This is a genomic window from Singulisphaera sp. GP187 (assembly GCF_900129635.1).
GTDB lineage: Bacteria > Planctomycetota > Planctomycetia > Isosphaerales > Isosphaeraceae > Singulisphaera.
This window is the reverse complement of sequence record NZ_FSRB01000002.1, coordinates 1226965-1251941: the sequence shown is the minus strand read 5'-3', so window position 1 is coordinate 1251941 and position 24977 is coordinate 1226965. Positions and strand designations below refer to the sequence as shown.

The following is a 24977-nucleotide window of genomic DNA, read 5'->3' as shown; positions in this document are numbered from 1 at the left end:
TATGGATCTCGACTCCGTCGACCTGAACGAGCTGCGCTTTGAAGCGTTGTCGGAGCGGCCGAGCAAGGTCCAGCTCAGCGACCTGGGACGACCGGTCGCGCCCGGAGCGACGATCGCTGATTGGCTCGACGGCCTGCCGAATCAACTGGCCGCGAAGGGGCTGAAGGCACTGCGCGACGCGATCGTCACCGCCCACGAGGCAGGGCGCCCCGTGGTGGCGGCCCTCGGGGGGCATGTCGTCAAGACGGGGTGCGCCCCTTATTTGATCGACTGGGTCGAGCGGGGAGTGCTCGCCGGCCTGGCCCTGAACGGCTCGGCCGCGATTCATGACCTCGAGCTAGCGATCGCGGGCAAGACGAGCGAAGACGTCGGTCCCCGGCTGATGGCGGGGACCTTCGGCTTCGCCCGCGAGACGTCCGACCTCTATGCCTGGGCCTGCGATCGCGCAGCCGCGCAAGGGTGCGGCCTCGGCGCCGCGCTCGCGGACGTGATCCTCGAACGGGGCGGTCCGGGCTTGAACGCGAGCCTGCTCGTCGCGGCGCGGCGCAAGGGGATCCCGCTTACGGTCCACGTGGCGATCGGGACCGATATCGTTCACATGACCCCTCAGCTCGACGGCGCCGCCCTGGGCAAAGCCACCCTCGACGACTTCCGGCTCCTCACGAACCTGGTCGCCCAACTTGCCGGCGGCGTCTGGCTCAACCTCGGCAGTGCGGTCGTCTTGCCCGAGGTCTTTTTGAAGGCGGTCTCGATCGTGCGGAATCTCGGCCGCTCGCTCGATGGCCTGACGACCGCGAACCTCGACTTCAACCAGCAATATCGCGGCCTGCTCAACGTCTTGCAGCGTCCGGGCGCCCAAGGGATCGCCCTGACCGGGCACCACGAGTTGATGATCCCCTTGCTCCACGCCGCCGTCGCCACGCGACTCGCGGCGCCGGTGGCGGCCCCGAGCGTGAATGGCCACCCATGAAGATCGCCGTCTTCTGCCCGAACCTGATCGGCGACACGGTCATGGCCACGCCCGCCATCCGTGCCTTGAGACGGAGCTTCGCCGACGCTCACCTGGTGGGCCTGATCAAGCCCCACGTCGCGCCAACGCTCGGCGGTTCCCCCTGGTTCGACGAGCTCATTCACTTCGATCCGAGGTCGAGCGACCCCAACGTCCGAACCCGCGCCGTCGTTCGCCAGCTCCGCGCCTTGAGGCTCGACCTGGCCGTTCTGCTCCCCGGCTCGTTTCGCTCCGCGCTGGTCGCCTGGCTCTCGGGCGCTCAACGGCGGATCGGCTATGGCCGAGGAGGTCGGGCATTCCTCCTGACCGATCGGCTCTCAACCCCCGTCGATGCGAAGGGCAAACGGCTGCCGGTCCCGATCGTCGAGTCGTACCTGGACATCGTCCGTCGCCTGGACTGTCGGGTCGATTCGCTGCGGACCGAGCTGTTCACGACCGAAGCCGACGAGGCGGCCGCCGACCTCGCCTGGTCGCGGCTGGGATTGAGCCGCGGCGCGCCTGTCGTCACCCTCAATACGGGCGGGGCCTACGGTCCGGCGAAAAGTTGGCCCACCGAATACTTCGGGATCCTGGCGCGCCGGCTCGCTCTCGAGTCGGGTGCGAAGGTTCTCGCCGTTTGCGGGCCCAGTGAACGGGAGGCCGCCCGCGAGATCGCGGCCAAGGCCGACCACCCCGATGTGCTGAGCCTGGCCGACGAGACGTTGAGCATCGGCCTGAGCAAGGCCTGCGTCAAGCGCTCAACCCTCTTGATCACGACCGACTCGGGCCCTCGCCACTTCGCCGCCGCGTTCAACGTCCCGGTCCTGACCCTGTTCGGACCGACGCACATCGCCTGGACGCGCACCTATCATCCGCACGCGGCCCATCTCTTCCACCCCGTCCCTTGCGGTCCTTGCCAGCGACCGACGTGCCCCCTCGGCCATCACCGCTGCATGCGCGACCTGACCCCCGACCGGGTCTTCGCCGCCGCCAAACGGTTCCTGTAACGGGCAAAAAGGGGTGCAACTACCAATGGACGAGGCACGCATGCCAGTCTCCCTGGTGACGGGAGCCAGCGGATTTCTCGGCCGGCCGCTTCGCGACGCGCTGCGCGGATCCCCGGACTCGTGCGGGCGGTTGGTGACGATCGGCCGACGCCGTCCCGCCGATTGGCCGGCGGAATCGTTCCTCCAGGCCGACCTGACGAACCTGGAAAGTCTCCGAGCGGCGATCGAGCAGGCAAACCCGTCGATCATCTACCACCTCGCCGGCAAGACACCGCCAGCGTCCGCGGCGGACCTCTACAACGCCAACAGCGTGGCCACGGCCCTGCTGCTCGACACGCTCCGCGAACGCAGACGCCCCGTCCGCCTGATCCTGGCCGGTTCGGCGGCCGAACTCGGACCGGTGGACGAGCACGAGCTTCCCGTCGGCGAAAGCCATCCCTGCCGGCCGGAGACGCCCTACGGGCTGAGCAAGTGGCTGGCCACTTGCGCCGGACTGGCAGCGCGACCACCGGTCGAGGTCATGGTCGCGCGGATCTTCAACCCGATCGGCCCGGGAACGCCCGAATCCCAGTCGTTGGGTCGGTTCGCCGCCCAATTCAGCGACCCCTCGGTCGAAGAGTTGAGCGTCGGTTGTCTCGACACGAGGCGCGACTTCGTGGACGTCCGCGACGTCGCCCGCGCCTTGATCGCGCTGGCTCGGCACGGTCGACCTGGGCTCGTCTATCATGTCGGGACCGGCAAGTCGCAGCGGGTGGGGGACGGACTCGAGCGGCTCCACCGGCTGAGCGGGGAGCGGGTTCGGGTGACGAGCGATCCTGATCGCGCCGCCAGCGCCGGCCCCGGCGACTCCCGCGCCGACATCCGGCGGATCGTGGAGCACACCGGCTGGGGCCCGGAAATCTCCTGGGAAGCGAGCCTGGAAGACCTCTGGAACGAGGTGCGGGCGCGGCCTCGGTTGCCATTGACCGTGTGAACACCTGGACGTATTATGCGGCCCGCGGACGATGGATCGTGCCGCGCCGTTCGGGTTCAAGGAGGAACTCGCTCGATGTCTGGCCGCCGCTCTCTGCTCGCGCTAGTCCTGCTGGCGGCCGCTTTGCACATCACCGGCATCGCCCGGTCGGTGCTGCCCGCCCAGGACGGCCTGAAATTCCTCCGGACCGCTCGCGATTTCCAGAGCAAACCCTGGATCGACGTGGTCCGAGGGTCCGACCAGCACCCGCTCTATCCCGCCCTCGTCGCGCTGGGCGAACCGTTCGTCGCCGCGATCAACGGGAAGGGGCCCAACACCTGGCGGATCGCCGCGCAAGCGGTGGCCGCGCTGGCCTCACTCGCCTTGCTGATTCCCCTCTACGGGCTGACTCGCACCCTGTTCGACGCTCGGATCGCCTGGGTGGCGGTCCTGATCTACGTCGTGCTGCCGCTCCCCGCGGCGATCGGTCACGATACCCTGAGCGACAGTCTGGCCCTGTTCGCCGCGCTTCTCGCACTCTGGCTGGGCGAGATCAGCCTCCGTTCGAGCGGCTGGAAGGCCCCCTTGGGCTGTGGACTCGTCGCCGGGCTCGGATTCCTGGCCAGGCCCGAGGTCCTCGTCGTTCCGCTCGCCGTCGCCCTGACCTGGATCACGCGCAGCGGAGTCGGAGTGGCCACGCTTCCTCGGCCTCGGACGCGGATCGCACTGGCTCGATTGCCCGCACTCGGCCTCTCCTTCCTCGTGATCGTCGGCGCGTACGCTCTGCTCAAGGGAGAGGTCTCGGAAAAGCTGGCCTTGAGACAGGCCATGGGCATGGGACCGCGGAAGCCGCAAGTTCGCCGCGCCAAACAATGGCTGCCGCCAGGCTTGAACGACCCTCGGTGGGACTTCGCTCCCAAGGAGGAGTCGGAAGAACCGGCGATCGCAACCGCGCCGGGAATCGTGGTGAGACTCGGCCTGCAGTGGGCGGAATGCCTCTGCGGGCTGTTCGCGGTCTTCGCTGTTTGGGGGGTCGCCCGCGCTCGGTTCATTCGGCAGCTCTGTGCGCCGAACCAAGAGCACCAGCCAACGCCTGATGGTGAACCGAGTCCGCCGCAATGGGGGCCTCGGCTCATCGCCGTTTACCTGGCCTTGTTCAGTCTCGTCCTGTTCCGGCACGCGTTCAAGATGGGTTATCTCTCCGATCGTCACACACTGACACTTGTGGCGGCGTCGATCCCATGGGCGGCCGCCGGCACGTTCGTCTGCATGCGTGGCATCGCCGTGAAGCTCCGGTGGAGTCCTCGGTTCGCGCGAATCGCCGGCGCTGTCGCCGTGCTGACCCTGGTCACGGCCGGAGTCAGGCTCCAATCGAAGCCGATTCATCCGAGCCGGTGGGGACACTGGGCCGCCGGCCGCTGGCTGGCCGCTCACACGGACCCGGCGGACGCGGTGCTCGACACGCGCGGCTGGGCCGCCTTCGTCTCGGGCCGGCGGAGCTACGACTACTGGCACGTCCGCCAGGCCTTTACCGATTCGCAGTTGCGCTACGTGGTCGTCGGGACCGGCGAGTTGGAGGCCGAGAGCCGCCGCGCCGCGACGCTCAGGGCGGTGCTCGCCTATGCGGCCGATCCGGTCGTGGAGTTCCCCGAGCGGCAGGATGGACATGGAGGGGCAGGGGTCAGGGTCTACCGCTATCGCCGGCCCGCGTCCTGGGAGGGCATTCGGCGATGAGTCACGGCACGCTCTGGAAACGACTCGTTCGAGGCACCGTCTGGTCCTGGTTCGCCGAACGCCACCGCGCGGCCTTTCCGGCCGATCTCGAAGCGACGGTGATGGATCTGGAGAGCCGCGATCGCCTCCACGCCAAGCAGGGTCGATCGACGGCCCGGGTCGTCTTCCATGCCCCGTCAGGGCCGCTCCCGGTCTACCTGAAGCGGCACTACCAACTCCCCTGGCCGGCGCGACTCGGCGCCTTGATCCACCCCAACGGGAAGCACACCCCCGCGGCGGCCGAATGGGCCCACCTCGAACGAGTCCGGGCACTCGGCATCGCCGTCCCCGAGGTGGTCGCGGCCGGCGAGCAGATCGGCCCTTGGGGAACGCTGAAAAGTTTCCTGATGATCGCCGAGCTGACCGGCTGCCTCGCACTCAACGAAGCCATGCCTGACTTGGTGGCGGCCCACACGCCCGCGAGGCTCGCGGCCTGGAAACGGAGCGTCATCGCCGAGATGGCCCGGATCGTCGCCACCCTGCACGGGGCGAACGTGTTCCATAAAGACCTCTACCTCTGCCACTTCTTCGTCGCGATGGAACCGGCTCCGGACCCGTTGCCAAGCCTGACCCTGATCGACCTTCACCGCACCCAGGAGCACCGGCTCTGGCCCGACCGCTGGCGGTGGAAGGACCTCGGTCAACTGCTCTTCTCGACGCGTGGAGTGCCTGGGATCAACGACCGCGATGTGATGAGGTTCTGGGTACTCTACCGCCGCAGGCTTAAACTGCGGCGACCTGGCTGGCAGGCACGAATGATCCGAATCAAGGCCGAGCGGTATTTCTCTCATAATAATTCGTAAATACGGGCGCTCTTGAATCCAAACCGAATCAATGGCCGGTGTCTGGGGGACATAGAACGATGCGTTTGGCCCTGAATTTCCAGAGGGTCGACCCGACGCGAGGCGGAGCCGAGACCTACGTCGTCGATCTCTGCCAGCACCTCATCCAGTTAGGGCACGAGGTCGACCTCTACGCCGAGTCATGGCGTGAGGGAGCGCTTCCGCCCGAGGTGAATTGCATCCCGGTCGCAGCGGACGGACGGACCCGCACCGGACGAATCCGCAGCTTCGCAAAGAACTCGGAGAAGGCGCTCAGCGAGGCGTCGCACGACTGCACGGTCGGCCTGATCAACACCTGGCACCACGACGTCATCATTCCCCAAGGGGGAGTTCATCGGGGAAGCCTCGAAGCAAACGCCAAGCGGTTCCCCGCCGGCTTCAAACGCTCGCTCTACCGCCTGGGCAAGCTCGCCAATCCTAAGTTCTGGACCTATGAGGCGATCGAACAGAAGCAATACGATCCCCAGCGCCAGGTGCGCGTGATCGCCGTCAGCAACATGGTCAAGGAGCATCTCCAAGAGTACCACCATCTGCCGCGATCGCGCGTTCATGTGATCCCGAATGCCATCGACGCCGGTCGCTTGCAGGTCGATCACCCCGCGGCCAACCGCTGCGCCTTCCGCAACAAGGTCGGCCTGGCGCCGAACGACCTGGTTGCCCTGTTCGTCGGCCATAACTTCGCGCTCAAGGGGCTCGAGCCACTCCTGAAGGCGTTGGCCGAGCGAAAGCGACTCGATCCCCAAGGCCGCCCGGTCCACTTGCTCGTCTGTGGAGGCGGCAAGGTCGCGCGGTTCCGCCGCATGGCCAACAACCTCGACCTGGCCGATACCGTTCACTGGCTAGGGTACACCCCCGACATCCGCCCTTGCTTCTGGGCGAGCGACTTCTTCGTGCTGCCAACCTATTACGACCCCTGTTCGCTCGTCGTCTTCGAGGCCCTGGCGTGCGGACTCCCCGTGATCACGACCTCGTGCAACGGGGCCGGCGAGGTCATGACCGACGGCCGCGAAGGCTACATCCTGACGGCCCCCGACGCCCTCGGCGAGATGATCGGCGCCATCGACCGCATGACCGACGACGCCGGTCGCCAATTGATGTCGGAGCGTGCCATGCAACTGGGTCTCGAGCAATCGTTCGACAAGCATGTCAGTCGCTTGGTCCAGGTTTTCGAGGATGTCGCCGGGTCGAGAACCCGACGGACACCGCACGGCAATCGAGCCACCGCAAAGAAAGCGCGCCGATAAGGCCACCCTTTTTTTCGTAGGGTGGGCACGGCCCACCAGGGAAGAGGCCTGGGAGAGCAGGGCAGGGCGTGACCAACTCCTCTACGCCTGCTTGGGAGCGAGAACCGAAAAAAAGATGGTGGGCCGTGCCCACCCTACAAGACGGGACGAATGGATCCGAATTCTCTTGTAGTGATCTGCCCTTATTTTGATAGGAGCCTCTCACAATGCAAGCGGTCCTCCTCGCGGGTGGCAAGGGGACGCGGCTCCGCCCGTTCACTCACGTGTTCCCCAAGCCGCTGATGCCCCTGGGCGAAGATGATCCGATGCCGATCATCGAGGTGGTGCTTCGCCAACTCGCCCGCTTCGGCTTCAGCGACGTCACGATCATCACCGGTTACCTGACCGAACTGATCGAGGCCTTCTGCGGCAACGGCAAGAAGTTCGGCACCCGGCTCGACTACCGCCGTGAGGTCACGCCGCTCGGTACCGCGGGGGGTCTGACCCTGCTCGAACGGCCCACCGAGCCGGTGCTCGTGATCAATGGGGACATTCTTACAACTTTGGATTATGGCGCCATGTACGAATTCCACCGCGAGCGGGGAGCGGCCGCGACGGTCGCGTCTTACCCGCGAGAGGTCCGGATCGACTTCGGCGTCCTCGAGTTCGACGACGCCGATGACGCGCACGTCTTGACCGGCTACCGTGAGAAGCCGGAATATTCGTTCCAGGTCAGCATGGGCGTCTACATCCTCGACCCGTCCGCGTGGGACCTGCTCGTTCCCGGCGAGCCGTTGCCGATGCCCAACCTGCTCGAATCGATGCGGAAACAAGGGTCTCCCGTGCATTGCTTCCGGCAAGACTGCTACTGGCTCGACATCGGGCGGCATGACGACTACGCCACGGCCAACGAAATCTTCGAGTCGCGCAGGGCCGCCTTCCTGGGCGACATGGAAAAGCCAAAGCTGAAGATCGGACGCGACCAGTGAACTCGACCTCCTTGGCCATTCTGACAATCCCGGTCGCCTACCTGATCGGCGCGATCCCGTTCGGCTACCTCACGGCGCTCTGGGCGCGCGGGGTCGACATCCGCACGGTGGGCTCGGGCAACATCGGCGCCACCAACGTGGGCCGCGTGCTCGGGTTCCGCTTTTTCGTCTACGTGTTCTTGCTCGACCTCGCCAAAGGGTTCCTGCCGACGTACCTGTTCCCGATGGCCGTCGCCCGCTTCACCGGGCACGCGGTGCCGCAGCTCGGCGTCTTCGTGGCCCTGGCGACGATCATGGGGCACAACTTTCCCATCTATTTGAAATTCAAGGGGGGGAAAGGGGTCGCCACCAGCCTGGGCGCATTGCTCGCGCTCAACTGGGTGGCGAGCCTGGCGGCGTTTGTTGGGTTCGTGCTGGCGTTGGTCGTGACTCGGTTTGTGTCGTTCTCGTCGATGCTTGGAGGCCTGGTCTTCCTGGCCGTCTACTTCGGCCGGGTCGATGACCCCTGGAATCAGGAGCATCTCGCCATGAGCGTCGTGACGATCGGGTTGTTCAGCCTCCTCGTCGTGCGGCATCGCAAGAACATCGTCCGGATCAAACAGGGGACCGAGCCGAAAGTCTCGTTCCGCAAAAAGCACCCTTCCGGTCGAGTCGCCTGGGTTCTCATCCCGATCCTGGCCCTGGTCGGAGCGGGCGCGATCTACGGGCTCGCCGCCCAGGCGAACCGCCGTTCGGAGCTGCGTCTTCAGCCCTATGATTTGACCGAGGTCGAACGCGTCGGCACCGGTCATCAGCGCACCGAACGATTAGCCTATGCCGATCACGGCAAGCTTTTGGCCGTCACCTGCCCGCGCTACAATCGGGTGGTCCTCTACCACGTGACCAAGGCCGAGCAACTCGAGGTGGCCCGCGACCTCGAGCTCGAGGGCAAGCCCGTCGCGGTCTGGACCACCCGAGATCGCCTCTACGTGCTGGTCCGGCCGTCGGGCGACGAACGGCACGTCAAGCCAGGCTGGTGGCGGGCGTTCGACCTTCAAGGCGAGCCGGTCGGCCAGCCCGTCCCCGCCGGGATGTACCCGGACGACCTGATCGTCACGGCCGACGGTCGCCATGCCCTGGTTTTAACCTCCGGTCGGGGGGAGGGCGACCCGAAACGGCCCGCCCCCGCGCTCGAAGTGTTCGACCTTGGCGCCACGCCTCCCCAGGTCGTCGGCCGCCTCGAGTTCGACCAGCCCGGCGACGACCCCGCTCGAATCAAGCTGTCGGCAAGCGGAAATTATGCGGCCGTGACCCTGCTCGGCTCGAACCAGATCGCCGCCGTCGACCTGGCGAACCGCGAACGGCCAGCGCTCATCAGTCGGTCCAACCTTGAGCAGAGCGAGGCCCCGCACCTGACCGAGAGCAAGGACGACTCGATCCTGACGGCGACCACGCCGGACCGCGACGCCGTCGTCATCCCCTGGCCCAAGACCGTGGCCACTCGCGGCGGGTGCATCGCCTGCATCCTGCCCCAGGGCGCGGGCCTGACACTCATCGACGCCGCCACGCGCCGGCTCCTGGGCGAATTCCCGTTGCGGGCCGGCTCGTTGAACCTGGGCGTCGCCCGCCCGATGGGCCTGGCGTTCTCCCCTGAACGAGGCTTGCTCGCCGTGGCGACCCGGTCCGGAAGCATCCATCTGATCGCAGTTCGCGATCGCCCCGAAAACATCGGCAAGCATGAGCATGTCGCTGCCTCAGAGCACCTGGGGCGCCGACGGTAATCGAGCCGTTCCGGTGAGCCGACAACCCTCTCCCTCCCCCCCTGGGACCGCGGGCGTCCCGCCCGCAATTCAATTTGTTTCAATTCAATAATTCAATAATTTAAATCCAGTTAAGAGCGGGCGGGACGCCCGCGGTCCCAGGGGGGGGAGGGGGCGGTTTCCGATCCACTGGGATTACTCTACAGAATTGCATTTCAGAACACTTGGACATCCCGAAGGCCGTGGTTGTCTCCGAACGGCGACCACGGCCTCGTTCTTGCGCCAACCCGTTCTGACAAAGGGTTCCCCGAGGAACTAAATGGCCCGGTGCGGCACTCTCCCTGAGGAGAAGAGGACTCTCATTGTCGCGGCATCGTTCGCGAACGTGAAGCTTTCTCTGGGGAAACGTTCCATCGCATCGGGGACGAAGTATCTTGGTCATTCACCGTGGCAGTCTCACACGACTCGCGGTTCTCCTCTCGCTGAGCTACGGGACGATTGCGCTCGGCGGGTCCTCATTTCTTCACAGCCTCGTCGATCGTTCAGTCCACATCGCCGTGCTCGGGTCTGACCACGAACCGGGTGACCAGGCTGCCAGCCTCAGCCTCTCCCACTCCTGCCCACTCTGTGATTTCCTCAGCCAGGGCCAGATCCCGACCGCGCAATTTGTGGTCGCGGGTGCGGTCCTCGTCCTGGCGAGGGAAGTCGACAAGGCTCCGGTCGTCTCGATCGTCAACGCTCCGCTCTCGACCCGGCCCCGTGCGCCGCCACGCTAATACCGGCCCTCTCTCGCGCCGCGTTGAGCACCGCATCGTGAGGTGCACTCGACACCGACTTGCCATCCCTAGCGCAAGCCCCGGTACCGGTGCGCCCGGCGATAACGCACGCGCAGCGCGAGCGACCACGTCTATTCCATCATCATACCCCACTCTTTCACAGTTTTATCTAACGAGCGATTCTCATGCGACGTCGCGCTTTTACTTTGATCGAACTGCTGGTTGTGATCGCGATCATCGCGGTCATGATTGCGCTGTTGCTCCCCGCCGTGCAGGCGGCCCGTGAGGCAGCCCGGCGGGTCGCGAGCACCAACAACCTGAAGCAGATGGGGCTGGCTCTGCACAACTATGAGAGCACCCACAGCGTCTTTCCGAGCCATGGCGGCTCAACCGGCACCGGGTTCTCGGTCTTCGCCAGGATTCTTCCGTTCATGGAACAGGCCGCCATCCTGAACACCATGAATTTTAACCTGGCGGTGACCACCACTCCTCCGGTCTTTTCGTTCGTCCCCGCACAGACGACCTCGGCCGCCACCGTGGTCGCGGCCTTCCTCTGTCCCAGCGACGGCCAGCCGCCGTTCTACCCCAACTATTACTTCAGCGCCGCGACGGCCGGCACGGGCTACATCGCGAACGCCGGGTCAGGCACAGGCACGTATTACGACATGCGATACCCGACCGACGGCGTTTTCTGGAACAACTCAGCCACCCGGATCGCCGACATCACGGACGGAACGACCAACACCATGTTCCTCTCGCAATGCCTCCTCGGCCTCGGCCAGGACACGACCGGTCCAACCCCGATGCGCCGCGATCGCCAGATCGCCAACATCGCGTCGCAGGTCAGCCCATCCAAGGTCGCCCCGGGGGGCTATACCCCCGCGATGAACAACCCTGACCTCACCCCGTTAGCGGCAGGTGCCACTTCCTGGAGCGGCACACGAGGCGCAGCCTGGATCGTCGGGACCGAGGCGATGGTGGGGTTCAACGCCTACCTTCCCCCCAACAGCAAAACCGCCGATGTCTACGGCCACGGCATCGGCTGGCTGAGTGCGCGCGGGCCACACCCCGGCGGGGTCTTGACGCTCAACGGCGACGGCGGCGTCCGGTTCGTCAAGGACTCCATCAACCTGGCCACCTGGCGTGCCCTGGCGACACGGGCGGGGGGCGAAGTCATCTCGGCCGATGCGTTGTAACCAAAATCCGCCGACGCGAGAACAGCAGTACACCTAAGCGAAAAATAGTCTTCCACAACATTGAATGTTGCACAAGCCTTGGGTGCCACGGGTTGTACTCAACCCGTGAGCCAAAAACATAGGCAATCGCTCACAGGTTGAGTACAACCCGTGGCACCCAACGTCGATTACTGATGCCTCATCCTACTGCACTCATGTGCTTGTTTAGCAAGGCTTTCTGTTCCTGAGTCAGGGTGTGGAGCACAGGCGGTTTCGGCGGCTTATGCGGTTTGCGACGAGGCCACTTGCGTGTGGCTTTCGGGCTCTTCTGCTTCCGGCACCCGGCGCGGCAGCCCGCGAGTCGCTTGTGGTAACACTTGGCCTTGGGTTTCACGGCCGCGTCGATCTCCTTGCGGATCTCGATCAGAACTTTGCGGGGGCTGATCACTGGGCCATCGGTCGCCGACGCCGACGCCGGCCGAAGCGCCAGGTCGGCATGCGCCAGGAGGATCTGCGTGGCCAGCAGTGACAACTCGGCCTCGCGATGCACCAAGGCCACCGTGCGGCTAGCGAGTTTCAATTTATTGATTATACGCTTGTATGTGCGAAATAGTCCTTCATTACGCCATCTCCAGCGGTAGAATTTGGCGGCCGTCGCCGCCGACATCCGGGCTGGGTCGAGGACGTCGGTCAGGAGCCAGACGTCGCGTTTGACCGACCCCTTACCCTTGCCCTTGGCCGGGATCCGGATCAAGCGGCATTGGATCGGCGCTTCCCCTTTCTTCTGGACATAGTTCGGCCAGTACAAGACAGGGCCTTCGGTCCAATCCTCCAGGTTCGCCACTTCGAGGGTGTAGAGGTCGACCCGCGACGACATCCGGAACAGGAACGATCGCTTGACACCGAGGATCGCCCGGACCAGATCGAAGCCCATATAAGCGGCGTCGCAGACGATCAGGGCCTCGGGCGAGAGGGTGGCGAGCAAGTGCCTCAAATGCTCTTGCTCGGCCGCGGTGCCCGGGCCGAGTCGCCACGACCAAAGCAGTCCCGTGGGCAAGTGGACGAACGCCGTCAGCCAGACGTTGGGGGCCGCGTCGTTCTTGCCGGCCTGCCCGAGTCCCCGTTCCAACTCGGGGGTGCGGGGGCACTCGATCCGCGAGCCGTCGCAGCCCATCGGCTCGAAGCCGTCGACAATCCGCCGCGACCCCAGTCGGGCGTGGATCTGTTGCCGAACCCCCGCGGCCAACGCCCTGAGTTGTCGCATGGGGACGCGTCGCATCGCTTTCTGGAAGCCGACGAGGGTCTTTCCCGGGCGTCTTCGCGACTCATGGCAGGCGACGTAGTATCCCCGGGCCTTCTCAAACCTCTCGGACTCGGAGTCGCCGGTGGCCCAGGTCATGGCGAGCATGACCACGACCAGTGGCTGGAGATCCCACCGCGGCGCCGACCGCCTTTGAGGAACAACCCCTCGGGCTTGCTTCCAGACCGTCGGGGTGAGAAACTGTCGGACATAGCCGATCAACGACTGCGGTTGCTGCAAGCCTTGCAGCGTCCGAGCTGCCTTCATCGCCGTTCTTCCTCAATCCAGGTGAGTGCCGGTTGCTAGCCGCACCCATCATGACGAAGAACGGCGATTTTTTGCCCCCCCTTCTCTCGAACGAACCGCAGCCACGGAGCGGCAGTAATTCTCTGGTCCGGTGAGAGTTACATCCGTTGTTGACGACGCCGAGTTACTGACGTTGCGTGGCACCCGACGGCCTTTGCGTCCCCGCTGGCACCCATCAGAAAATCAAAGAAAACCGAGACCAACGGCTTAAAGGAGAGCGGGGAGTGTCTTGCTCCCCGCTCACCTGAGAATCTGACGATTCAAGGGTCGGTCGATCAGGATTTCGCCTGAGGCTGATAGGCCAGCCAGAGGGCCCGAAAGTAGCGCAAGACTCGTTCCGGGTCACTGCTTTCCGGGATTTCGGCCAAGTTGAAGCCGTCATACTTCTGGGCGGTCAGGAGCGCGAAGAGTTCGGTCCAGGGATAGGCCTCGTCGAACAGGTCGCGGAGATGGACCTCGCGGATCTTGGGAGCGACCAGGGCGAAGTTCTCGCGAATCGAACCGTTCACAACATCGGTTGGATTCGAATTCCAGCAAACGTAGACATTAGAATGATCGGCATAAGCGATAATCTTGGCGAGGTTGGGGACGAGTTGGGTGATTGCGCCGTGGACCTCGACGCGGATCTCGACGCCGAATCCTTCGGCATACTCGCCGACCTCGTGCAAGGCGCGACCGATCCGCCTCAAGGTCGCATCCAGGTCGGCCCCCTTGGGAATCCCGTTGGGGCGAACCTTCACGCCGGGTGAGCCGAGGTCGTGCGCGAGCTGGACGTACTCCTTCGTCCCTTCGACGTTCTTGCGGACCACCTCGGGATCGACCGCTTGGTACTCGAAGGCACTCCCCAGCCCTGCCAGCGCCACCGGCGAATCCGCGAACATTTTCTTGACGGCTTTGCGCTCGTCCTTATTGAGGCCGACCTCGACTTTGTGGGCATGGGTCGTGCGGAGCTCGACTCCTTCGTAATGCAGCGCAGCCAGCCGTTTCAAGAGAGTCGGAAGATCCCAGTCCTTGGCAATGTTGTAGGTGATGGTTCCGAGCTGCATGGAAAACATCCCAAAGGTTGGAGTGAGGTCGCTTCACCGGATTCGTTGTGGTTCTAGCACTACGGCCGCCGGTTAACCAGAGTCCACTTTTGAGATGCAAGCCAGGTCGCCGAGTTGACGATGTTGCCGCGAACCGGGAAAACGGCACTATGCGACTTCTTCGAGCGGTCCCACTTCCAGTCTCATCCGCCATCCGTTCAGCGCGCGTACTCCTCCGAGACCGACGATGAGACCGATCAGCAGTCCCACAACATCGGCCAAGCCGTCGAGCGGATCCGTATCCCGGCCGATGATCGGCAAGCCCTGGCCGATCTCGGTCAAGGCCGCGAGCAGGATGCCGACGACGAGCACACCGATCAAGCCCCGGCGAGAGGGAGCCGCCAGAATCCACAAAAATCCAAAACCGGCGAACAGGAAAGCATGAACCAGTTTATCAGCATGCGAGATCCCGACGTGGACCTGGCTCTCGTTCACTCGCAGCAAGTAACTGGGAATCAGGCAGGCCACCAAGAGTAACGATGTCCAAACTAATGCAGCAATCCTACGCATAAACACCAACCTTTTACTGAAAATGATTCCAAACAACACTTCGCTACAACACTTCGCTCACGCACCAGCGGCAAATCACGACGCCCCCGGCTCGCCAGGCTCGAGCAACTTCACTTCGCGATCGAGAACATTCTAACTCATCGTGTTCTCCTCGACCAACCGGACAGATGAGCCCTGGTTCGTGAAATCAACGCGTTTCCAACCCGCCCAGGGAGCCTATTTCCCGTCAGCGTTGGTAGTCTGCCGGAACAGAACAACCGGCCGCGATAGGTTCTTAACAGACCCATCCTGTTGCGGCTACAATGCTCAGGCTTGCCTTCGTTCCTCCCACCGCCGAGGTTTTCCCCGCCATGTCAACCCCCGACGAATTGTCTCTCCCACGCCGCGATTTTTTGCGAGGCGCAATCGCCGCCGGAGCGTTGAGCTCGGCAGCCGGTGCCGCACGCGAGTCAAACGCTGATGAGCGAGCCGAGAATGACAAAGAGAATCGGATCGTCGCCGAGAATCAGCGGGAAGGCGCCTTGGATTGGCAACTGACGCGGGTCCGCGTCGATGGCGACGGCTTCCGTTCCCCCTGGATCGAGGGGTTTTGCTCGAAGCAGAGCGTCCAGGCGGGAGACGAGATCGAGATCTTCGTCTCCACCAAGCCGGCGCGGAAGTTCCGCCTCGAGATCTTCCGGATGGGCTACTACGGAGGCCGAGGCGCGCGTCTGGTCAAGACGATCGGCCCCTTGGAAGGGGTTGCGCAACCCACCCCTCAGCCCGCGGAAAAGAACCTGCACGAATGCCGTTGGGAGTCGAGCACCCGCCTCAAAATTCCCGGTGACTGGCTGAGCGGCGTCTATCTCGGCCGCCTGACCACGGTTCCCGAAGCGGGGGAAGCGTACTGGCAGAGCTACGTCGTGTTCATCGTGCGCGACGACCGACCCGCCGATATCCTGTTCCAGTGCTCTGACAACACCTGGCAGGCCTATAACTCCTGGCCGAACAAGTACTCGATCTACACCCATCCCAAAGGGGTGCAAGGTCCCTGGGCCGACGTCAGCTTCGACCGCCCCTATGGCCGTGAAGCGCAGCATCAAGGGGTCGTGAACGACCCGCTGACCGTCGGGTCGGGCGAGTTCCTGCCCTTCGAGTTTCCGCTCGCCTACTGGCTGGAGCAGCACGGGTATGACGTCGCCTACTGCTCGAACAGCGACATGCTGAGCCCCGACCGCGGCCTCAAGTGCAAGGCCTTCCTCAGCGTCGGGCATGACGAGTACTGGGACATCCGCCAGTTCCGGAGCGTCGAGAAGCTGCGGGACGAAGGGGTCAACTTGCTCTTCTTGTCGGGCAACGCCATCTGCTGGGTCACGCCCTATCGTGACAGCAGTGCCGGGGAGCCGAACCGGATCATCTTCCGCGGCGGCCCGTACGGCGCGGAGAACGCCTACGCGGTGGGTCGAGAACGCGACCACGGTCCGTTCCCGCATCACGGACCTGACGAGGGGCTGCTGATGGGCGCGCGAAACGTCGATCCCGTGAACGGAGGAGGGGACTGGATCATCGCCAAGCCCGACCACTGGATGTTTGCCGGGACCAACGTCAAGCAAGGGGACAGCATTCCCGGCCTGATCGGCTGGGAGTATCACGGCGAGCCCGCCGCCATTCCCGGCCTGGAGATCGTCGCCGCGGGCACGGCCTGGCAAGGAGGCGTGAATCCGCAGCAGTGGACCGCGACCCTCTATCCCGGGCCCAAAGGGAACTTTGTCTTCAACGCCGCAACGATCTTCTGGGCCCAAGGCCTGAGCACACCGCCAGGACACGTGCTGCCCTGGTCGCACTGGAGCCGGCCGCACGGTCCCGACGCACGCGTTCAACAGATCACGCACAACCTCTTGAAGCGGGCCCTGGCTTAATTCGGCAGGGCCTGGAGCACGGTTCGGTTCGCGGCGCCCCCGAAACGGTCGTCCGCTCACCGCACAGGAGTGAACCCTTGATAAGGGGTTAGACAAGTAAGATCCCCATCGCGCATGCACCGAAGGGACGACCGTCCGGAGCCAGAAGTTGAGGCAGACGGTCGTCCCGTCAACTGGCAAATCTCAAGCAGCGTAAAAAGTCAATACTCCACCGATTTCATCATAAAACTACGATGAATTAACAAAGAATATCCAGTTCTAAACACAATCTCCCCCGCAGGGTAGGCACAACCCACCATCCCTTGCTCTCTTCGCTTCTCTCGTGGTCCCATTGCGGTTTTGACGTCGCGGAAGTCCGCATTTGTAGGGTCCGCGATTGCGGGCCATCCGCGATGGGTCATCATTGCGGACCTCGGCTCCAACGAGGCCGCAACCGAAGATGGTCCGCAATCGCGGACCCTACGGGACCGTCGGATCAACGACGAGGCCAAGGCCCCTCGCACGGAAGCGGATGACGACGGATTCGCCTAAGCCTCACCAACGGAACAGCTTAAGCCAAGACCGTGCCACGCCATTCCAAGACTTCCGAAAAAAAAATGACGGAGCCTGTCGATCTCACTCCCCCGCGTTCGACGTGATGGTAGAACCCGGGAGGTGAGACGGTCGAATCGCCCGGAAGCCCAATTCAGAAAGGAAGTACACGATGCGGTTCATGATCATCCGTAAGGCCGACAAGCAAACCGAGGCAGGCGTGCTCCCGAGCGAGGAACTCCTGACCGCCATGGTCAAATACAACGAAGAACTCGTGAAAGCAGGCGTGATGCTCGCCGGCGAAGGGCTCCAGCCCAGCTCCAAGGGCGCTCGTATCAAGTTCTCGGGCGGGAAGCCGACCGTGGTCGACGGGCCGTTCGCCGAGACGAAGGAGTTGATCGCCGGTTTCACGATGATTGAGGTGAAGTCGAAGGAGGAAGCACTCGAGTGGGTCAAGCGATGGCCGGCTCTCGACGGTGACGGAGCGGTCGAGCTCGAGCTTCGTCAGGTCTTCGAGGCCTCGGACTTCGGCGCCGAGTTCACTCCCGAACTCAGAGAAGCCGAGGAGCGGATGCGCGACCAGCTTCTCCAATCCGGCAAGCCATCGGGAGCGAAGCCGTAGTCGCCGTTTTGGATCCGTGAAGCTCGTCCTGAAGCCGCGGGGAGTCCCCACCCGGATCGAATCGATCGGGAGCATTTTCACGGCCGAAAAAAAAGTTCGGTCGCCACGTCGATTCCACGATTCCCCGTTCGACGTTTCTGTAGAGCCAGGGTTCAGCCGCCTGAGAACGTCGGAACGCCTCGATCCCAACCATCAACCAGAATGCGAGACGCGCATGCGATTCATGATGTTGATCAAAAGCGATGCCCAGACCGAAGCGGGCGTGATGCCGGACGAAAAGATCCTGACCGCCATGGGCAAGTATAACGAGGAACTGGTGAAGGCCGGCGCCTTGCTCGCGGGCGAGGGACTGCACCCGAGTTCGAAAGGTTTCCGGATCCACAACACGGCCGGCAAGCTCACGGTGACCGACGGGCCGTTCGCCGAGACGAATGAGCTGATTGCCGGCTTCTGGATGATCGAGGCCAAGTCAATGGAAGAGGCGATCGAATGGGCCAAGCGCGTCCCCTTCGATGCCGACGGCCCCTCGGCGACGACCGGCGGAACCGGCCAGATCGAGATTCGCCAGGTGACCGAGTTCTCCGACTTCCCGCCGGACTTTTTCGAGTCTGGGGAGGCGGGGCAGGAATCGGACGCCCCCGGAGGGAACCCCGGTGCAACCGGTCCGGAAATTCAGCCGCCGACACCGGATGGCAAACCGAAGCTGCGTTACATGATGATGTTCAAGGCCGACAAGAACACCGAGGCGGGGATCTTGCCGGACAAGAAGGTCTTCGACGAAATGGGGAAAGCGATGGGGGCAATGGCGGCGGCCGGCGTCCTGATCAATGGCGAGGGGCTCCAGCCCAGTTCCAAAGGCGCACGCGTCCAGTTCTCCCAAGGGAAACGCATCGTAACCGATGGGCCATTCGCCGAGACGAAAGAGCTGATCTGCGGCTACGTGATCGTTCAGGTGGACTCGAAGGAAGAGGCCATCGAATGGGCCAAACGCGGCCTGAAAATCCACGGCGACGGCGAGAGCGAGGCCCGTCAGGTGTTCCAGGCGTCGGACTTCGGCGCGGAGTTCACGCCCGAACTCCGGGAAGCCGAAGAGCGGATGCGTGAACAGATCCGCCAATCCAGCAAGTAGCCATCGTCGCGAGGCAGCGTCTTTCGTTTCACGTGCGAACGGGAGTGGGTTGAGAGCGGTCGCTTCATCTTGACGTCGCCAACCCGTCCGCGGGAACACTCACCAGCAAGGCCCTGACGCCTTTGCCAGTCCCAAAGCAACTGGCAGAAGCGGGAAGTTCGCATCAGAAGACCCGCGCCACCCGACGGTAAGCCGCTCCAGTTCAAGACCTGAGCGAAAGCGGTTGCAACAGGGCCGGCCCCGATCGCCGATGTACGGTTCCCACCCTGCATGTCGGGTGTCTCGCAATCCCAATCAGGTCCAACTCCACTCCCGGTTGCCATCGGTCCACAGCCGCTGCAACCTGGGGTGGAGTGCACTTTCGAAAGATCTTATCGGGAATCTTAAGTCCATCGGAGTCAAAATGACGCCGACTTGGAATAACGAACAGCAGACATGCCCGGCACGGGTCCAAGAATGACAACACCACAGCGCGTTTTTGCGTGAAGGCCGTCCTTTTTTGAGCTTCGCGGTTGTGTACGTTCCTGACTCCCACGCCGAGCCGGCCGGCCGAATCCCCGCTTCGACCATACCCCAATGGCCGCGTGGTCCCGATGAATCCAAGGACAAAGGCGTTTTAATCACCATGCGCGATGTCATATTCGCCTATTTTGGGCCTGAGACGACCCTCCCTCTGGCCTCCACCATCGCCGCCCTCATGGGCCTCGTCCTGGCGACGGCGCGAGCCGCGACCAGAGCGTTCGCAATCAAGCTCCGTGGCCGGAGTTAGAAGACCAGGCGGGATGGTTGGATCGCCCGGGAGCCGGGACCACGCCCGCTCCGAGCGTTGAGGGGATGCGCGGGGGTTCCGCCTTCGTGGCTCGCCCCGGACCAGACGGAGGCGCTCCATCGTCGTACGAGAGCGCTAAGACTTCCCGCATCGGCGTCCTTTTCCCGAGCAAATCGTAGGATGCTCCGACCTCGCCCTCGGGTTGGGGGACGTCCCCTTGTGCGCCCTTGTTCCCGCGACGTACCGCATTCCGGTCCGCCGCTGAGCCGCTCTGCGCAGTCATCCTGCGAGGCGAGCGCTCATGAAATCGATCCTGACCAAAACCGAGGGCGTCGACGGCGCTCGGGACGGGCGACCAGGGTACGCGCCCCGAATCATCCCAGGCGGATCGGGGCAGACCCAGCGCCGGGTTGGAGAAGCGACCATGGAGCCATCAGCAGGAGCAACTCCGCGCCCCGTTGAAGACGTCGGCAGTGGACGAGCGCCCGCGAACCCGCTGGCGTTGGTGATCGCGGCGGCATGGGCGGGACTGGTGGTCGGGTTCGTCGAGCTCGGCCTGTTCCTCGCTCGCGTCCACCTGACCCAGCACGGCCTATTCCGGAAGAGTCCGCATGCCCTCTGGATGATTCCGGTGGCCAACCTGGTCCTCTTCGGGGCCGTCGGCCTCTTCCTGACGATCCTGGTTCGTCCGTTTCCGAAGGGGGGCGGTCTCCTCGCCGCCTGGCTGCTTTGCACTCTCGCGCTGACGACACCGTTGCTGGCTGTCCCCGGGCTCTGGGCGAGCTGCTCCCTGATGCTTGGGGCGGGCCTCGCCTGTTGGATCGCACCGACGATCCAGGCCCACCGCGGACGTTTTCGACGCATGGTCCGAGCGAGCCTGCCACCGCTCGGCCTGGCCCTGGTGGCCCTGGGGGCAATCGCGTCCGGCCGGGATGGGTGGGCGGCACGAAGCGGTTCGTCCCACAAAGCGGCCCGGCCGGGCGCTCCGAACGTGCTTCTGGTCGTGATGGATACGGTCCGCGCCGATGCCACGAACCTCAACGGCTCCCCGCGCAACACCACGCCGAACCTGGCACGCCTGGCCGACCAGGGCGTTCGGTTCGAGCGGGCGATCGCGACATCACCGTGGACCCTGACATCGCACGCAAGCATGTTTACAGGTCGATGGCCCTGGGAATTGTCCGTCGGCCCGGACCGGGCGCTCGACACGCGTTACCCCACGCTGGCGGAGTATCTCGGCCGCCAGGGATATGCGACCGCCGGATTCGCCGCCAACACGGTCTTCTGCACGGCCGAGTACGGCTTGAGCCGGGGTTTCGGGCACTACGAGGATTTCGTCGTCTCGCCCCTGGAGACTCTCCGCAGCTCCGCGCTCGGCTGGCTGATCTGCCGGCGGCTCGAGCCGCTCCTGGATCAGCTCTGGACGGCGGCCGGCCGCGAGGCGAGCCATCCGCTCGAGTTATCGCACCATCGAAAGGGGGCCGCGGAGATCAACCAGGCGGCCCTGAGCTGGATCGCGAACCAGGGCGACCGCCCCTACTTCGTCTTCCTCAACTATCTTGACGCCCACGACCCTTACCTCGTCCCCAGCGGTGCGGCTCACCCCTTCAGCCGTCGCCCTGCCACGCTGACCGAGCGCCGGGCCCTGCGGGACTGGATCGGCGAAGTGCCTCGTCAACGGACCGCGGAAGAGCTGCGGCTCGCCCGCGACTCCTACGACGACTGCCTCGCCTATCTGGACGGTCAGATCGGCCGGCTGGTCGCCGAGCTCGGTCGACTCGGCCGACTCGAAGACACCGTGATCGTCGTCACCTCCGACCACGGCGAACACTTTGGCGAACACAACCACAACGGCTACCCGATCGTGGGCCACCGGCAGAGCGTTTATCAGCCGGAGATCCATGTCCCATTAATCGTCATCGCCCCCAATCGGCTCCCGGCCAAAACCGTCGTCCCCGGGGCCGTCAGCCTGCGTGACCTCCCGGCGACGCTCGTCGACCTCGTCGGAATCCCGCAGGCCAGGGCCCCGTTTCCCGGGCGTTCCTTCCTCCCTCCGTCAGTGGACTCCGAATCCGCGCCCGATCGAGTGGTCGAGGGGGCCGCCCTCGCGGAGTTCTCGCCCGACCAGGATCGGCCCGTCTCGCTCCGCTACCACCCCGGAGCCACCGACCTGATGCGTGCCGTCGTCACCGACGACCAGGTCTACCATCGCCATGGCGACGGACACGAGGAATACTACGACCTCCGGAATGACCCAAGCGAGGCGGTCGACCTGGCCCCTTCTCAAGGCTCTCGTGGCCCCCTCGACCGGTTCCGTGCCGCCTTGAATCGCCTCACCCCACCCTGGTGAACTTCTGTTCGTAGACAACACCGAACAGAGCAGGGCATTCACTCGCCCCTCTCGCCTCCCAGAGACGGGTTCGAGCACAATACAGAAAAATTTTCAACCACGAATAACTCGAATGACACGAATAAAAAAGAGCAGCAATTTAAGATTAATTTAATAATTTAAATTCTTCAACAATTTTAATTTCAAATGATTCGTGTCATTCGTGTTATTCGTGGTTAAAACCTGAACTTTTTATTACCGAAGCGGTGGTCCCCCCAGGTCGGTCAAGCGGCGGCGGCACTCCCAGCTTGTGGGACCGTCCATCCGGCGGATCGCGTCGCCGGAGTCGAACTCGAGCTCGGTCGTGACGCGAACCCAGCAGGAGACGCGTTCGGGGACGCCTTCGACGGGGTTCGGAACCTTCCAGCACCGCACCGTCGCGTCGGAGCCACCCGCTGCAAGTCGGCGGCCGTCTTGGCTGAAGACCAGCACTCGAACGGCTCCGCCCTGGGCCAACGGAGGGCCGATCGGCAGGCCGCTGGCCGCGCACCAGAGCCGGATCGTGCCGTCGGGACTGCCCGTGGCCAGCATCGTCCCGTCCGGTCGGAACGCAAGGCAGGTGACCCGCGCCCGGTGAGAAAGCGGTTCGCCGATCGGTCGCCCGGTGCGAGTCTCCCAGAGCCGCGCGGTCCCGTCTTCGCAGGCCGTTGCAAACGCGTCTCCATCGGGCCGAAACCCGACGGAGTGGACCGCTCCCTGATGGGGCAACGTCACGGTGACGACCCGCGTGGATAGATCCCAGAGCCGGGCGGTTCCATCAAGGCAGGCAGAAAGCAGCATCTGTCCGCCTGGGTCGAACGCGAGAACCGGGACGGCCGCACCATGCTCGAGGGGCGTTCCGGTCGACCGACCGGTCGCCACCTCCAGCCGATGAACCAGGCCGTCCTCACACGCCACCGCGAGGGTCTTGCCGTCCGGGGAAAACGCGACGGCCAGGGCCCGCCACTCGCTCTGCCCCGGCTCGCGGAGCGGAAGGCCAGTCGTGAGGTCCCAGAGAATCGCTTGACCCGCGCCCCCGGTCCCGGTCCCGGTCGCAGTCACGGCGAGCTTCGAACCGTCGAGGCTGAAGCTCAGCGCGGCGATCGATCCTCCGATGCGAAGCGGATCGCCAAGCGGCTTGCCGGTGACGGCATCCCAGCGCCGGACCATGCCGTCGTCGCCGGCCGTGGCGACCGACGCCCCATCCGGGTGGAACGCCAGGGCGCGAACCGCGCCTTGGTGTTGCAGCGACGAGGAAAGGCGCGAGCCGGTCGAAATGTCCCAGAGGATGGCGTTCTGGCCCGCGCCCCCGGTCGCAAGCTTTCGAGCGTCGGGGCAAAAGGCCAGGGCATGAACTTCCTCGGCGTGGCGAAGTGTCCGTTCCAGCAGCTTCCCCCCCGAGTGCCAGCCGCACAGGCTGGTGCGAATCAGACGCTGGAGTTCGGGAGGGTCGGCGGGGGCATTCTCCAGCGCACGGGCAAGCCAAAGCATTCCCTCGGCGTGAGCGTCGCGGCCGAAAGCCTGGTGCGCCCGCTCGAGACAGAGCCGGGTCAACGAGCCCTTGACCTGGCTCAGGGCCTGCTCCTGTTCGCCGCGATAGCGGACGTCCGCCTGCCAGGCTTCGAGCTCGTTGGCCAGGTCGAGGGCCGAGGCGTGACGCTCGGCGGGGTCCAGAGCCATCGCTTTCAAACAGACGGCTTCCAGCGTCGGGTCGACCGACCGAAGCACCCGGCGCGGGGCGGGGAAAATCCCTCGGCGCACCCGATCCAGCACGCTCGCCAGGTCGCCGTCCCCGAACGGGGCATGTCCCACAAGTAGACAGTAGAGGATCGCCCCCAGACTGTAGATGTCGCTCGCCGGCCCAACGCGTTCGAGGTCGCCCGCCGCCTGTTCAGGGCTCATGTACCGGGGGGTCCCGATCACTGAGCCGGGCTGAGTCATCGACACGTCCGCCGAAGCAACCAGCGTCGCCGCGGATTCGCCGGGATGGTTCCGGGTGTCGGCGAACGAAGACTTGGCGATGCCCCAATCCACGACGAGGGTCTCGCCGAACGGACCAAGCATGATGTTGTCGGGCTTGAGGTCGCGGTGAACGACTCCTCGACTGTGGGCATAGGCCACGGCGTTGCAGATATCGATCACGCTTCGTAAGAGCCGCCGGAACGCGAGTGTCCGGTCGGCGGCCTTGGCCGCGCTTGCCCCCATGCGGTGAAGCCGCTCGATCGCCGCCCCGAGGGTTTCCCCCTCAATGAGCCGCATCGCATAGTAGGGGCGGCCGTCGGCGTACCGGCCCAGGCTGTAGACCGGCACGATCCCGGGATGTTCCAGCTTGCCGGTGACTTCCGCCTCAAGGAGGAAGCGGGCCTGGGAATCGGGATCATGGGCGCGGCGGGGCTGCAATTCCTTGAGGGCGACCGAGCGCTTTAACTCGCCGTCAAAGGCGAGAAAGACTTCACCGAGGCCGCCGCGGGCGTGCGGCTTGAGAATTTGAAACCGAGAGCCGCCGGGCACGGTGCTGCCGTCCTTCTCGTCGAAGGAACGCCCGGCATAGGCGACGGTCGCGTCCGGCTCGAGCTCAGGCGGTTGGCCGGCGGTCGCTTCGCCGGCGGGTGCAAGGGACCGTTCGCGATCGCGCGTGACCTGGTCTTCCAGCCGGGCGAGTGAATCCCGCTCGAGCAAGCCCCGGCTGACCAGAATCTGGGACAAGGCCCGGTCGCTGGAGCGGGTCCAGGCGCGGATGGCCGAGATGAGCTGTTCGTCGTCGATCGCCCCACTCTCGAGAGCGTAGAGCCCAAGACGCAGCTCGCGTGACGCATCAGCTCGCCCGGCCATTAGCAAGTCTCTCCCGGCTCGGGACGACGTCGAACGGCATTCGACTCGGGAGCAACCGTTTCGCCGAACCGGGACGAAACGTGCCTCCCCCGGCTTTGCCTGCCTGCCGATGATAGTCAGTTCGCATCCGTACAGGAAGGGAGGTTTGACTCGGAGGCGCAGG

18 protein-coding genes and 1 pseudogene are annotated in these 24977 nt (G+C 64.5%); 15 read left to right on the top strand and 4 right to left on the bottom strand.

The annotated features are described in order from the left end of the window. The first annotated feature begins 1 nt into the window (after position 1). From BUS42_RS29395 to BUS42_RS29350, 10 genes are all read left to right on the top strand, one after another. Complete coding sequence (locus tag BUS42_RS29395; protein ID WP_074312982.1) at positions 2-970, top strand: GSU2086 family protein; 969 nt, start codon at positions 2-4, stop codon at positions 968-970. Then, positions 967-1995, top strand: coding sequence for a lipopolysaccharide heptosyltransferase II (gene waaF, locus BUS42_RS29390; RefSeq protein WP_074312980.1), 1029 nt, complete (start codon positions 967-969; stop codon positions 1993-1995). Before BUS42_RS29395 ends, waaF begins: the two co-directional genes overlap by 4 nt. 40 nt (positions 1996-2035) lie before the next feature. Continuing rightward, positions 2036-2968, top strand: a complete 933-nt coding sequence (locus tag BUS42_RS29385; protein WP_254053869.1) for an NAD-dependent epimerase/dehydratase family protein — start codon at positions 2036-2038, stop codon at positions 2966-2968. 75 nt (positions 2969-3043) lie between these two features. After that, on the top strand, positions 3044-4681 hold the full coding sequence (locus BUS42_RS29380; RefSeq protein WP_074312978.1) for an ArnT family glycosyltransferase: 1638 nt from the start codon (positions 3044-3046) through the stop codon (positions 4679-4681). Continuing rightward, positions 4678-5523 carry a lipopolysaccharide kinase InaA family protein gene (locus BUS42_RS29375; RefSeq protein ID WP_074312976.1) on the top strand — a complete coding sequence of 282 codons (846 nt, stop codon included), beginning with the start codon at positions 4678-4680 and terminating at the stop codon, positions 5521-5523. The genes BUS42_RS29380 and BUS42_RS29375 overlap by 4 nt, the downstream gene beginning before the upstream one ends. A 59-nt stretch (positions 5524-5582) precedes the next feature. Beyond that, positions 5583-6806, top strand: a complete 1224-nt coding sequence (locus tag BUS42_RS29370) for a glycosyltransferase family 4 protein (RefSeq protein WP_074312974.1) — start codon at positions 5583-5585, stop codon at positions 6804-6806. A 206-nt stretch (positions 6807-7012) separates the two neighbouring features. Then, on the top strand, positions 7013-7774 hold the full coding sequence (locus tag BUS42_RS29365) for a sugar phosphate nucleotidyltransferase (protein WP_074312972.1): 762 nt from the start codon (positions 7013-7015) through the stop codon (positions 7772-7774). An 11-nt stretch (positions 7775-7785) separates the two neighbouring features. Then, on the top strand, positions 7786-9534 hold the full coding sequence (gene plsY, locus BUS42_RS29360) for a glycerol-3-phosphate 1-O-acyltransferase PlsY (RefSeq protein WP_254053868.1): 1749 nt from the start codon (positions 7786-7788) through the stop codon (positions 9532-9534). A 413-nt stretch (positions 9535-9947) separates the two neighbouring features. Continuing rightward, complete coding sequence (locus tag BUS42_RS29355) at positions 9948-10289, top strand: DUF2946 family protein (protein WP_074312968.1); 342 nt, start codon at positions 9948-9950, stop codon at positions 10287-10289. A gap of 185 nt (positions 10290-10474) precedes the next feature. After that, entirely contained in the window at positions 10475-11485 is a 1011-nt protein-coding gene (locus tag BUS42_RS29350) for a DUF1559 domain-containing protein (protein ID WP_074312966.1), read from the top strand. Between the two features lie 178 nt (positions 11486-11663). Here BUS42_RS29350 and BUS42_RS29345 read toward each other — a convergent pair whose 3' ends face one another. From BUS42_RS29345 to BUS42_RS29335, 3 genes are all read right to left on the bottom strand, one after another. After that, the gene (locus tag BUS42_RS29345) at positions 11664-13031 is read right to left on the bottom strand and encodes a transposase (RefSeq protein WP_074304734.1); all 1368 of its coding nucleotides are present in this window, start codon (positions 13029-13031) and stop codon (positions 11664-11666) included. Positions 13032-13345: 314 nt separating this feature from the next. Then, complete coding sequence (locus BUS42_RS29340; RefSeq protein WP_074315470.1) at positions 13346-14116, bottom strand: sugar phosphate isomerase/epimerase family protein; 771 nt, start codon at positions 14114-14116, stop codon at positions 13346-13348. A gap of 147 nt (positions 14117-14263) precedes the next feature. Further along, on the bottom strand, positions 14264-14665 hold the full coding sequence (locus BUS42_RS29335) for a VanZ family protein (protein WP_254053867.1): 402 nt from the start codon (positions 14663-14665) through the stop codon (positions 14264-14266). A 350-nt stretch (positions 14666-15015) separates the two neighbouring features. On the opposite strand from BUS42_RS29335, the gene BUS42_RS29330 reads away from it, so the two are divergent. The 5 genes and pseudogenes from BUS42_RS29330 to BUS42_RS29310 all read left to right on the top strand — a co-directional run bounded on the left by BUS42_RS29330 (position 15016) and on the right by BUS42_RS29310 (position 21964). After that, a complete protein-coding gene (locus BUS42_RS29330) occupies positions 15016-16563 on the top strand; it encodes a N,N-dimethylformamidase beta subunit family domain-containing protein (protein WP_074315468.1) in 1548 nt (515 codons plus the stop codon). Between the two features lie 703 nt (positions 16564-17266). Beyond that, complete coding sequence (locus BUS42_RS29325) at positions 17267-17716, top strand: YciI family protein (RefSeq protein ID WP_074312962.1); 450 nt, start codon at positions 17267-17269, stop codon at positions 17714-17716. A 214-nt stretch (positions 17717-17930) separates the two neighbouring features. Then, a pseudogene (locus BUS42_RS46735) lies at positions 17931-18311 on the top strand (YciI family protein); the annotation flags it as partial. 108 nt (positions 18312-18419) lie between these two features. Continuing rightward, entirely contained in the window at positions 18420-18845 is a 426-nt protein-coding gene (locus BUS42_RS46730) for a YciI family protein (RefSeq protein WP_410001728.1), read from the top strand. 1070 nt (positions 18846-19915) lie between these two features. Beyond that, the gene (locus BUS42_RS29310; RefSeq protein WP_254053866.1) at positions 19916-21964 is read left to right on the top strand and encodes a sulfatase; all 2049 of its coding nucleotides are present in this window, start codon (positions 19916-19918) and stop codon (positions 21962-21964) included. Between the two features lie 234 nt (positions 21965-22198). Here BUS42_RS29310 and BUS42_RS29305 read toward each other — a convergent pair whose 3' ends face one another. Next, positions 22199-24814, bottom strand: coding sequence for a WD40 repeat domain-containing serine/threonine protein kinase (locus BUS42_RS29305; protein ID WP_074312958.1), 2616 nt, complete (start codon positions 24812-24814; stop codon positions 22199-22201). Between the last annotated feature and the right edge of the window lie 163 nt (positions 24815-24977).